This is a genomic window from Streptacidiphilus anmyonensis (genome assembly GCF_000787855.1).
GTDB lineage: Bacteria > Actinomycetota > Actinomycetes > Streptomycetales > Streptomycetaceae > Streptacidiphilus > Streptacidiphilus anmyonensis.
Genome location: NZ_BBPQ01000021.1, coordinates 94,584 through 105,971, shown reverse-complemented (window position 1 = coordinate 105,971; position 11,388 = coordinate 94,584). Strand labels below are relative to the sequence as shown.

Sequence of the window (11,388 nt, the reverse complement as noted above, 5' to 3'; positions counted from 1 at the left end):
GCCGCCGTAGAAGGTGGCCGCGTCCGGGGTGTTGAACGGCCCGCCTGCGGCCAGGCGGGCCGGCAGGTCCGGGTTGGCCAGGAACAGCGCCCCGTAGGCGATCATGTCGGCGGTGCCGTCCTCGACCAGCTTCAGCGCGTCGGGGCCGGTGGCCTCGGGGTGGGTGAAGGGGTTGAGGACGAACGGCCCGGACCACGCCTTGCGCAGCCGCGCGGTCAGCTCGCGGTCCGGGCCCTCCAACAGGTGCAGGTAGGCCAGGTCCAGGTCGGCGAGCTGCGCCAGCAGCGCCTCGTACACCTCGGCGGGGGCGTCCTCGGCGATGTCGTTGAACGGGTTGCCGGGCGAGATCCGCAGGCCCACGCGGTCGCTGCCGATCGCCTCGGCCACGGCCGTGGTGACCTCGACGGCGAACCGGATCCGGCCCTCCACGTCACCGCCCCACGCGTCGGCGCGCCGGTTCGAGTTCGGTGCGAGTAACTGGTGGATCAGGTAGCCGTTGGCGCCGTGGATCTCCACCCCGTCGAAGCCGGCCTCGACGGCGCCACGGGCGGCGGCGACGAAGTCGGTGATGGTCTGCCGGATCTCCGCCTCGCTCAGCTCCTTCGGCGTCACGAAGTCCTTCGGTCCCTCGTGGGTGAAGACCTGGCCCTGGGCGGCCACGGCCGACGGCCCCACCGGCGTCAGGCCCTCGGGCAGCAGGCTCGGGTGGCCGATCCGGCCGGTGTGCATCAGCTGCGCGAAGATCACCCCGCCCTCGCGGTGCACCGCGTCGGTCACCTGTCGCCAGGCCGCCACCTGCCCGGCCGTGTGCAGCCCGGGGGTGTCGGGGTAGCCCTGCCCGACCACCGAGGGCTGGATGCCCTCCGTGACGATCAGCCCGGCCCCGGCGCGCTGGGCGTAGTACGTCGCCATCAGCTCCGTCGGCTCCGCCCCGGGCCCGTAGGCGCGGCTGCGGGTCATCGGCGCCATCGCGATCCGGCTGGCCAGGGGCTTGCCGCCGACGACGATCGGATCGAACGCAGTAGTCATGATCTCTCCCTCAAGCATGGAACGGATGCCTGTCCGAACAAGTAAATCCTCGCGGGCCATTCCTGAGGCGCGATGTGACCTGTGTCACGCACATTGACGTGCATGTTTGCAGAAACGCGCAGGTGTGACGGCAGCAACCCCCCACAACGCGGTAGATTTAATTGACCGATCAGGAAAACGGAGCAGAGGCGGAGATGACCCAGTCCACACCGGCTGCCGCAGACGGCCCGGCGGAAGACGGTCCGGCAGGACGCGGGCTGAGCGCCAGCGTTCCGGTGCCGGCCGCGGCCGGCGGCGGGCCCATCAGCCACGCGATCTTCCGCCTCGCCCGGCTGCACCGCATGCACGCCGGCCAACTCCTGCGCCGCATCGGCCTGCACCCCGGACAGGAGCTGGTCATGATGCACCTGTGGGAGCTCGGGCCGCAGCGCCAGACTGACCTGGTCCGACTGCTGGACTCCGACGCCGCCACCATGACGCGCACGGTCCGGCGCCTGGAGCAGGCGGGCTTCGTCCGCCGCCACCCGGACCCCACCGACGGGCGCGCCTCCCTCATCGAGCCCACCGCGGCCAGCCACGCCCTGCGCCGCGAGGTCGAACAGAGCTGGAGCAGGCTCGAGGACCTCGTCACCGCGGACCTGACCCCCGAGGAGCGCGCCGACGCGCTGCGCACGCTGGAGCGCCTGGAGCACAACCTCGCCGAGGCCGAGGCCGAGGCCGACGCCGAGGCGGATGCCGATCCAGCCTGAGGGCAGTACCTAAGCACGACGGATTCGCCGTCGCGCGCCGTCCGCGAGGGTGGAGTCATCGAAGCCGGGGCACCGGGAAGCCGGAGCACCGCAGAGCGCTGAGGAGCAGCGAGATGACCGCCTACGCCATGGCCCACGTCCACTCCGTCGAGTTCGGCCCGGACATCGTCGAGTACCTGGAGCGGATCGACGCCACCCTCGACCCCTTCGGCGGCCGGTTCCTGATCCACGGGAACCCGGCCGAGGCCCGGGAGGGCAGCTGGGTCGGCGACCTGATCCTGATCGAGTTCCCCGACATCGAGCGGGCCCGGGCCTGGTACGACTCCCCCGTCTACCGCGACATCCTGGAGCTGCGCACCCGCCACATGGTCGCCGACGTGATCCTGGTCCCGGGCGTCCCGCAGGGCTACCGGGGCGCGGACAGCCTGCGGCACTGAGCGATGCCCCCGAGGCAATGTACTGAGCAAAACTCACTATTAGCGACAGCAATAATGAGCTATGCTCGACGGCATGAAACCTCCCGGTCCCGGCTGGACTCCCCCGCCGCGCGATCCCGACGCGCCACGGCCGCCGAGGCAGCTGCGACGCATCCTGCGGCTGTTCCGTGCCTACCGGGGGCGGCTCACCGTGGTCGCGGTGCTGGTGGGCCTGTCGTCCCTGGTGTCGGTCGCCTCGCCGTTCCTGCTGCGGGCGATCCTGGACGTGGCGATCCCCGAGCGGCGCACGGGTCTGCTGACCCTGCTGGCCGCCGGCATGATCGCTGTGGCCGTCGCGAACTCGGTGTTCAACGTCTGGCAGACGTACCTGTCCACCAGCGTCGGCCAGCACGTCATGCACGACCTGCGCACCGCCGTCTACGCGCACCTGCAGCGGATGCCGTTGGCGTTCTTCACCCGCACCCGCACCGGCGAGGTGCAGTCGCGGATCGCCAACGACATCGGCGGAATGCAGGCCACGGTCACCTCCACGGCCACTTCCCTGGTCTCCAACTCGACGTCGGTCGTCGCGACCGTCATCGCCATGGCGGCGCTGGACTGGCAGCTGACGATCGTCTCGCTGTGTCTGCTGCCGGTGTTCGTCTGGATCAGCCGCCGGGTCGGCAACGAGCGGCGGCGGATAGCGGGCGACCGGCAGCGGCAGCTCGCGTCGATCTCCTCGATCATGCAGGAGTCGCTGTCGGTCTCCGGCATCCTGCTGGGCCGCACGATGGGGCGCTCGCGCGCCCTCAGCCAGGACTTCGCCCGCGAGTCGGCCTCGCTGGCCGACCTCGAGGTGCGCGCCGACATGGCCGGGCGCTGGCGGCAGTCGACGATCCAGATCGTCATGGCCGCGATGCCGGCCGTCATCTACTGGGCGGCGGGGCTCGCCGGCGCGCACGGCGCCGCGATCTCGCTCGGCACGCTGGTCGCGTTCACCTCCCTCCAGCAGAGCCTGTTCCGACCGGCGGTCTCGCTGCTCCAGGTCGGCGTCGCCGTGCAGGTCTCGCTGGCGCTGTTCCAGCGCATCTTCGAGTACCTGGACCTGGTGCCGGACATCACCGAGCGCCCGGACGCGCTCACCCCGGCCGGTCGCGCCCGCGGCGAGGTGCGCTTCGAGGGCGTGGGGTTCCGCTACGAGAGCCGGCAGGAGCGCCCGACGCTCGAGGACGTCGACCTGACCGTCCCGCCCGGCGGCAGCCTCGCCGTGGTCGGCGAGACGGGCTCGGGCAAGACCACGCTCAGCTACCTGGTGCCGCGCCTGTACGACGTGACGCAGGGCCGGGTCACCATCGACGGGACGGACGTGCGCGACCTCAGCTTCGCGGCGCTCGCGGACGCGGTCGGCGTGGTCTCCCAGGAGACCTACCTGTTCCACGCCTCCGTCGCAGAGAACCTGCGCTTCGCCAAGCCCGACGCGACCGACGCGGAACTGGAGGCGGCGGCGCGCGCCGCGCAGATCCACGACCACATCGCCTCACTGCCGGACGGCTACGCGACGCTGGTCGGCGAGCGCGGCTACCGCTTCTCCGGCGGCGAGAAGCAGCGCCTGGCCATCGCCCGGACCATCCTGCGCGATCCGCCGGTCCTGGTCCTGGACGAGGCGACGAGCGCGCTGGACACCCAGACCGAGCAGGCCGTCCAGCAGGCGCTGGACCACCTCACCGCCGGCCGGACCACCATCACCATCGCGCACCGGCTCTCCACCGTCCGCGACGCCGACGAGATCGTGGTGCTCGACGCGGGCCGGATCGTCGAACGCGGCACGCACGAGAAGCTGCTGGCCCTCGGCGGGCACTACGCGGCGCTGGTGGCCAGGGACGGCACCGGTCATCAGCCCGAGCCGGAGCTCATCACCTGATCGTTACCCTTTTCGGTGCAACTTTGCTGCAACCCGATCCGACTTTCGGAAAGTCTGCTGTGTAGACGAGGCGTCAACTCGCACACTCGTCTAGCACATGCGACCTGTTCCGACGTCGGAAGGATCCATTTCGGTGGCATCATCCTTCAAGGCGCGCGCGAAGCGCGCGCTGGCCGGGGGGCTCGGCGCCGTCGCCGTCGCCACCCTGGCCCCGCTGGGCCTCGCCCAGCCGGCCGCCGCGGCGACCACCCCCGTCTGCACCTCCACCAGCCACCCCTCGCTCGCGGCCAAGCTCTCGCGTGACATCACGTCAGCGCTGCACGGCCGCACGGACACCTACGCGCTGGACGTGTGGGATCCGCACACGGGGGTCTCCTGCTCCCTGCACGCCACCTACCACTTCGACTCAGCGAGCGTCGTCAAGGCGGCGATCATGGGGACGGTGCTGTGGAAGGAGAAGGGCAAGTACCTCAACGAGTACGAGCTCAGCAACCTGCGCCCGATGATCCAGAACTCGGACAACCAGGCCGCCACCAACCTGTGGAACTACCTGGGCCGTTCCGAGATCAACGCCTTCCTCAAGAAGGTGGGCATGACCCACACGGTCCTCGGGCCGGGCGGCTACTGGGGCCTGACCCAGATCACCGCCCACGACGAGATGATGCTGCTCGACGCGCTGACCGACCGCACGGACGTGCTCACCGCCAACGGCAAGGCCTTCGCGCAGAGCCTGATGGCGAGCGTCGAGAGCGACCAGCGCTGGGGCACGCCCTACGGGACCCCGAAGGGCGTCACGGCCCACGTCAAGAACGGCTGGCTGCCGCGCGCCACCCTCGGCTGGCGCGTGAACAGCCTGGGCATCTTCAACGGCGGCGGCCGTGACTACCGCATGGTCGTGCTGACCGACAACCAGTCGACCATGGAGTACGGGATCACGACCATCGAGCGCGTCGCGCTCCAGGTCCACCACGACCTGGGGGACATCTCCAGCACGGCGGGCGGAGCCCCGTCGCCTCGCCGGGCGATGGAGCAGCCGCTCGCACAGCCGGGCTCCGACGCTCCGCGCGTCGCGACCGGAGACGGCTCGGCGCCGTACGGGTCGGTCAAGGGCTGACCCGAGGACCCGACCCGTGCGATGCACCCGACGGACTCCGCTGAGACCCCGTCACCACCGCCCCCGGCGCCGCTGCGCCGGGGGCGGTCCGCTGCGCGGCGCGGCCGGCGTCACCGGCCCGCGTCAGCGGCCCCTCCGGTGCTCTGCGGGTCCTCGACGGGAGCTCTGCCGACGCTCTCACCCGTTCGGGCTTGCGTTCGACCGCCCCGTCTTGACAGGATCTTTACGGAGTCCGTGCGCGCCAGCGCGCCGGACCCGCGCGAGGTGAGCCGGGAAGCCTGGTCGGCGAGCCGGGGCCGAGACGCCCCGGGACCCGTCTGTTGCCGCACGAGAGACCGGAAGCCCCGCGCCGATGACCGATCTGACCGCCATTCTGCTGCTGGTGGCCCTGGCCACCCTGGTGGCCACCGGGGCCAGGCGATGGAGTCTGCCCGCGCCCTCGCTGCTCGTGGTCGCGGGCGTCGTGATCGGCGCACTGCCCTTCACCCCCGATCTGCACGTGCCGCCGCAGGTCATCAGCATCGGCGTGCTGCCGCCGCTGCTCTACGCCTCCGCCGAGGAGATATCCGTGCGCGACTTGCGGCTGGTCTGGCGGCCGGTGGCGCTGCTCGCCTTCGGACTGGTGCTGGCCTCGGCCGGGGCCGTGGGCCTGCTCGCGGGCGCGCTGACCCCGCTCTCCGCGCCCATGGCCTTCGTGCTCGGCGCGGTGCTGGCCAGCACCGACCCCGTCGCGGTGACCGCGCTGGGACGCAGGCTCTCGCTGCCGCCGCGGATCCAGGTCATGGTGCAGGCCGAGAGCCTGTTCAACGACGCGACCAGCCTGGTGCTGTTCAAGGTCGCGGTCGGCACGGCCGTGGCGGGCGGAGCCTTCTCCCTGCCGCGCGCGGCGGGCGAGTTCGCGCTGCTGGGCGGCGGCGGCGCGGTCGTCGGGTGGCTGGTCGCGCTCGCGGTCGCGCAGATCCGCAAGCGCACCGAGGACCCGGTCCTGGAGACGGTGATCGCGCTGGTCACCCCCTACGCCGCCTACGTGCTGGCCGAGGACGCGCACACCTCCGGCGTCACCGCCGTCGTGGTGGCGGGCGTGACGCTGGGCTCGATGGGCCACCGCCTGACCGGCGCCCGCATCCGGCTCCAGGTGCACGCCGTCTACCAGACCGTCGTCTTCCTGCTGGAGAGCGTCGTCTTCGCCGTCATCGGGCTGGAACTGCCGTCGCTCATCCACGGCCTGGGCGCGGACGCGATGACCTGGCCGCTCGTCGTGGTGGCCATCGCGGCGCTGCTGATCGCCACCCGGATGCTCTGGGTCTTCCCGATGTCGGCGGCCATGCAGCGGCGTCGCGGCGTCGCCGCGGTCTCGTGGCGGGTGCCGGCCGTCATCTCCTGGGCGGGGACGCGCGGCGTCATGCCGCTGGCGGCCGCCCTCTCGATCCCGCTGGTCGCGGACGACGGGCAGCCTCTGCCGCACCGCTCGCTGGTGCTGGTGCTGACCACCGGGGTGGTGGTGCTGACGCTGGTGCTCCAAGGCTTCACGCTCGCCCCGGTCGTGCGCGCCTCGCGCATCGCGCTGGAGCCGGCGGCGACCGCCCGCGAGGAGGCCGAGGCGCGCGACCGCCTCGCCCGCGCGGGTCTGGCCCGGCTCGAGCAGGTCGCCGACGTCGAGGCCGCGCCGGAGGTCGTCGTCGAGCAGCTGCGCCGCAGCCTCCAGGCCCGCCTGGACCACGCCAGGGCGCTGCTGGACGAGGAACTCGACGCCGACTCCACGCTCATGGCCGCCCATCGGGACCTGCGGCACGAGCTGATCCGCGCCGAGTCGGCGGAGCTGGCCCGGCTCTACGAGGAGCGCCGCATCACCGACGGGACCAGGCGGCGGCTCCAGCGCGCGCTGGACCTGGAGGAGACCGGCATCGTCGAGGAGGAGTGAGTCCTGGGCACGCCCACTGCGCCAGCGCCTCGTCCGGCTTTCGCCGGGCGAGGCGTTTCGCTTTCCGGCGCGGCTCGCTATGCTCGGTCTTGTTCATCTGTACGCTCAAGTGAGCAGTAGTGCGCAAAGTGCGCAAGCGTGTACATGCGCAACTGATTCGGAAGAAGGTGCCGCCGGTGACCGCCGCCTCACAGACCTCGTCGGAAATCGAGTCCCAGCCCGCGTGCTGGCAGCGCGCGCTGGACCTGCTGCCGAAGGTCTCCGGCCTGCTGCCGCGCCCCGGGGAGCGTGTCGCCGTCGTCGGCTGCGGCACCTCGTGGTTCATGGCCCAGGCCTACGCCGCGCTGCGCGAGGGCGCGGGCGTCGGGGAGACGGACGCGTTCGCCGCCTCCGAGGCCCCGCTCGGCGAGGGCTTCGCCCGCCGCTACGACCGGGTGCTCGCGCTGACGCGCTCGGGCACCACCACGGAGGTGCTCAGCCTGCTGGAGGCCGTGCGCGGAAAGGTCGCCACCACCGCGATCACCGCGGACCCGGCGACGCCGATCGCCGACCTCGCGCAGGACCTCGTCGTGCTCGACTGGGCCGACGAGCGCTCCGTCGTCCAGACCCGCTTCCCCACCTCGCAGCTGGTGCTGCTCCGCGCCCACCTCGGCGAGTCCGTCGACCACCTGCCCGCCCAGGCGCAGGAGGCGATCGAGGAGGATTTCGCGCCCGAGCTGCTCGACGCCGAGCAGGTCTCCTTCCTCGGCCGCGGCTGGAGCTACGGCGTCGCGCGCGAGGCCGCGCTCAAGGTCCGCGAGACCGCCGCGTGGTGGACCGAGTCCTACCCCGCGATGGAGTACCGCCACGGCCCCATCAGCGTCGCCCGTCCCGGTCGCGCGGTCTGGAGCCTCGGCCCGCTGCCGGACGGCCTCGCCGAGCAGGTCCGGGCGACCGGCGCGCACCTGGTGACGGCCCGTCACGACCCGCTGGCGGAGCTCGTCAAGGTGCAGCGGCTCGGCGTCGCCCTAGCCGGCCGGCTCGGCCGGGACGTGGACAACCCGCAGCACCTGACCCGTTCGGTGGTGCTCTCCGCGTGATCGTCACCGTCACCCTGAACGCCGCCCTCGACGTCACCTACGTCGTCGCGGGCGGCGTCCGCCCCGGCGCGACCCACCGCGTGCGCTCCGTCGCGGCGCGCGCGGGCGGCAAGGGCGTCAACACCGCGCGGGTCCTGGCCGCCTTGGGCGAGCCGGTCCTGGCCCTCGGCCTGGCGGGCGGCGCCTCCGGCGCGGAGCTGCGGGAGGAGCTCGACGCGGCCGGCGTCCCGCACCGCTTCACGCCGATCGCGGGCACGACGCGCCGCACTGTCGCGGTCGTGGACGCCACGGACGACGGCGCGGCGACGGGCGGGGTGACGGGCTTCTGGGAGCCGGGGCCGCAGGTCTCGGCGGCGGAGTGGACGCGCTTCCTCGCCGACTTCCGCGCGGCGCTGCCCGCCGCGCGGGCGGTCGTCCTGTCCGGCAGCCTCCCCCCGGGCGTCCCCGGCGACGCCTACGCCGAGCTGGTCCTCCTGGCGGCGGACGCGGGCGTCCCCACCCTCCTCGACGCCGACGCCGCCGCCCTGCGCGAAGCGCTGCGCGCCCAGCCGACGCTGGTCAAGCCCAACGCGGAGGAGGCCCTGCGCGCCCTGGGCCGGGAGGACCGGCACGCCGACCCCGCACGCGGGATCGACAGCGAAGCCGCCGCCGCCCGGCTGACGCAACAGCCGCCCGACGTGGCGCCCGCGGAAGACCGGCCCACCGACGTCGGCACGCGAGGCGAGGCGACGAGGGCGGCCGGCCGCGACGACGAGAGCTCGCATGCCGCGTGCAGGCAGCGGCCGGTAGGCGAAGGGGCCGAGCGCAACGGGCCGGCCCAGAGCGCGATGCGGGAGGCCGGCGGCCCCGAGGAGCTGCGCGCGTCCCTCGCGCGGCGGCTCGTCGACCCAGGCGGCACGCAGTACGCGGCCCGGGCCGCGGCCGAAGCCGCCGCTCAGGCGGGCCGCTCCGACAGCCGGCCCTCCCCCGCGCCGCCCCAGCGGCGTCTCGTCGGAGGAGGTGTCGACGACTCCCCGCCGCCCCCGCCCGAGGGCGGCCGGCCCAACGTCGCGCGAACCGGCGACGACGAAGGCGCTCCCGCCGACCTCGCGCGCCGGCTTGTCGCCGCTGGGGCGGGTGCCGCGGTGGTGTCTGCGGGGGCGGAGGGGCTGGCGGCCTGGTGGGGCGGGCGGTTGCTCGCTGCCGCGCCGCCGCGGGTGGTCGTGGGGAACGCGACCGGGGCCGGGGACGCCGCCTCCGCGGCGCTCGCGGTCGCGCTCGCACGCGGCCTGCCGCCTGAGGAGGCGCTCCGGCGCGCCGTCGCGCTGTCCGCCGCCGCCGTGGCCGCGCCGCTCGCGGGGGACTTCGACCCCGCCGTGCTCGCCGAGCTCGAACCGCTCGTCGCCGTGCGCGACGCGACCTGACCCACCGACACCGAACCGACCCTGGAGCCAACCGCCGTGCCTCTCGTCCCCCTCCCCCACCTGCTGGCCGACCGGCCGGTCTTCGCCTTCAACGTCATCCAGATCGAGCACGCCGAGGCGATCCTCGCGGGCGCGGAGCAGGCCAAGGCGGCCGTGGTGCTGCAGATCAGCGAGAACGCGGTCCGCTACCACGGCGCGCTCGCGCCGCTCGCCGCCGCCACGCGGCTCGCCGCCGAGCGCAGCGGCGCGCGCGCCGCGCTCCACCTCGACCACGCGACCGAGCCCCGGTTGATCCACGAGGCCGCCGACTGCGGCTTCGGCTCGGTGATGTACGACGGCTCGACGCTGCCCTGGGCGGAGAACCTCAAAGCGACCGCCGAGCTCGCCGCCTGGTGCCACGACAACGGGCTGGCGATCGAGGCCGAGCTCGGCGAGGTCGGCGGCAAGGACGGCGCGCACGCGCCGGGCGTCCGCACGGACCCGGCCGAGGCGGCCGAGTTCGTGGCCCGCACCGGGGTGGACGCGCTCGCCGTCGCCGTCGGCAGCGAGCACGCGATGACGGCCCGCACCGCCTCGCTCGACCTGGACCTGATCGCCCGTCTGCGCGACGCCGTCCCGGTGCCGCTGGTGCTGCACGGCAGTTCGGGCGTGCCGGACGGGACGCTGGTCGCGGCGGTGGGGGCGGGCATGCGCAAGATCAACGTCTCGACGCACCTGAACCGCCTGTTCACCGACGCCGTGCGCGACGCGCTGGCCGCCGACCCGAAGCTGGTCGACCCGCGCAAGTGGCTCGCCCCCGGCCGCACCGCCGTCGCCGACGAGGTGGCCCGCCTGCTCGGCCTGATCACGCAGGCCTGACCGCGTAGGCCTGACCTCGCGGAAGCGACCGCGCAGGCCTGGCCTCCCGCGAACCTCGGCGGCGCCCGGACGGGCGCCGCCGGGCCGTCACATGCCGTACTTGGAGGCGTCCACGACCTCGCTCGCCGGGGGCGGGGTGATCTTCGAGCCGAGGTCGTAGCCGATCGTGATGGAGCCGTCGGCGGGCGTGGCGCCCATCGCGCGCAGGACCCGGTGCGGCGCCGTGAGGCTCACCAGCACGGACGAGTGGTCCTTGGTGTCGACCAGGGTCAGCACCTGCTGCCCTCCGGTCGAGGTGACCGCTCCCTTGCTGTAGGTGTCGTCGCTCCCGTTGGCCATGCCCTTGGCGAAGGTGTTCAGGTCGCAGAAGGACTGCAGGTCCTGGAAGTCCTTGGCGGTGCTTGTGGTCTTGAAGTACTTGCCCTTGAGCGCGGCCGCCTCGTCCTTGCCGACCGCGCCGGCCAGCGTGGCCTGGTCCAGCTTCTCCCACACGGTCTTGCCCAGCGCCACCATGGTCACCGTGCCCTGGCTGCCCATGCCGATCGAGCCCTGGCAGCCGACGTTCTTGACCATGTAGAGGTCGATGCTCATCTCGCCGCCCGACTGCTTCATGGTGCCGGCGACCTTCACCGAGTCGGCGGACGCCAACGAGGCCGTCGCACCCGTCAGGATCTGGTTCGCGGTCTCGCCCGCGAACGGGTCCGCGCTCGCGGAGGGGGACGTCGCGGCGCCCGGCGCCGTCTTCGCGTCGGCGGAGGGGTGCTGACTGCTCGTGCCGCCGCCGCAGGACGTTGCGGTCAGGACGACGGTGGCGGCGACAGCCAGCACGGACAGGGTGCGACGCGGGGGTATGCGCATGATCAGGCGTTCCAGTGTTCGATCTCTCAGGGGACGCACA

10 protein-coding genes are annotated in these 11,388 nt (G+C 73.2%); 8 read left to right on the top strand and 2 right to left on the bottom strand.

Annotated elements, in window-relative coordinates; genetic code table 11:
- Positions 1-1,029: alkene reductase (locus tag TR50_RS20095; RefSeq protein ID WP_042423027.1), on the bottom strand; the 1,029-nt coding region annotated here is incomplete at its 3' end.
- 194 nt (positions 1,030-1,223) lie between these two features.
- Here TR50_RS20095 and TR50_RS20090 point away from each other — a divergent pair.
- The 8 genes from TR50_RS20090 to TR50_RS20050 all read left to right on the top strand — a co-directional run bounded on the left by TR50_RS20090 (position 1,224) and on the right by TR50_RS20050 (position 10,490).
- Positions 1,224-1,778 carry a MarR family winged helix-turn-helix transcriptional regulator gene (locus TR50_RS20090; RefSeq protein ID WP_084700600.1) on the top strand — a complete coding sequence of 185 codons (555 nt, stop codon included), beginning with the start codon at positions 1,224-1,226 and terminating at the stop codon, positions 1,776-1,778.
- Between the two features lie 113 nt (positions 1,779-1,891).
- Positions 1,892-2,215, top strand: a complete 324-nt coding sequence (locus TR50_RS20085; RefSeq protein WP_042423024.1) for a DUF1330 domain-containing protein — start codon at positions 1,892-1,894, stop codon at positions 2,213-2,215.
- Between the two features lie 73 nt (positions 2,216-2,288).
- Positions 2,289-4,115 carry an ABC transporter ATP-binding protein gene (locus tag TR50_RS20080; protein WP_042423146.1) on the top strand — a complete coding sequence of 609 codons (1,827 nt, stop codon included), beginning with the start codon at positions 2,289-2,291 and terminating at the stop codon, positions 4,113-4,115.
- A gap of 133 nt (positions 4,116-4,248) precedes the next feature.
- A complete protein-coding gene (locus TR50_RS20075) occupies positions 4,249-5,229 on the top strand; it encodes a serine hydrolase (protein ID WP_063775108.1) in 981 nt (326 codons plus the stop codon).
- 352 nt (positions 5,230-5,581) lie between these two features.
- Positions 5,582-7,150, top strand: coding sequence for a Na+/H+ antiporter (locus TR50_RS20070; protein WP_042423021.1), 1,569 nt, complete (start codon positions 5,582-5,584; stop codon positions 7,148-7,150).
- A 176-nt stretch (positions 7,151-7,326) separates the two neighbouring features.
- The gene (locus tag TR50_RS20065) at positions 7,327-8,229 is read left to right on the top strand and encodes an SIS domain-containing protein (protein WP_042423013.1); all 903 of its coding nucleotides are present in this window, start codon (positions 7,327-7,329) and stop codon (positions 8,227-8,229) included.
- Positions 8,226-9,632 carry a 1-phosphofructokinase family hexose kinase gene (locus TR50_RS48970; protein ID WP_052441128.1) on the top strand — a complete coding sequence of 469 codons (1,407 nt, stop codon included), beginning with the start codon at positions 8,226-8,228 and terminating at the stop codon, positions 9,630-9,632. Before TR50_RS20065 ends, TR50_RS48970 begins: the two co-directional genes overlap by 4 nt.
- Positions 9,633-9,668: 36 nt before the next feature.
- Complete coding sequence (locus TR50_RS20050; protein ID WP_042423012.1) at positions 9,669-10,490, top strand: class II fructose-bisphosphate aldolase; 822 nt, start codon at positions 9,669-9,671, stop codon at positions 10,488-10,490.
- An 87-nt stretch (positions 10,491-10,577) separates the two neighbouring features.
- Here TR50_RS20050 and TR50_RS20045 read toward each other — a convergent pair whose 3' ends face one another.
- Positions 10,578-11,348 (bottom strand): hypothetical protein, encoded by a 771-nt coding sequence (locus tag TR50_RS20045; RefSeq protein ID WP_042423009.1) that lies wholly within the window; start codon positions 11,346-11,348, stop codon positions 10,578-10,580.
- Between the last annotated feature and the right edge of the window lie 40 nt (positions 11,349-11,388).

Bases quoted from the DNA above. Each gene is read 5' to 3' on its own strand.
- TR50_RS20090 (WP_084700600.1), top strand. From the start codon at position 1,224: ATGACCCAGTCCACACCGGCTGCCGCAGACGGCCCGGCGGAAGACGGT.
- TR50_RS20085 (WP_042423024.1), top strand. From the start codon at position 1,892: ATGACCGCCTACGCCATGGCCCACGTCCACTCCGTCGAGTTCGGCCCG.
- TR50_RS20080 (WP_042423146.1), top strand. From the start codon at position 2,289: ATGAAACCTCCCGGTCCCGGCTGGACTCCCCCGCCGCGCGATCCCGAC.
- TR50_RS20070 (WP_042423021.1), top strand. From the start codon at position 5,582: ATGACCGATCTGACCGCCATTCTGCTGCTGGTGGCCCTGGCCACCCTG.
- TR50_RS20045 (WP_042423009.1), bottom strand. From the start codon at position 11,348: ATGCGCATACCCCCGCGTCGCACCCTGTCCGTGCTGGCTGTCGCCGCC.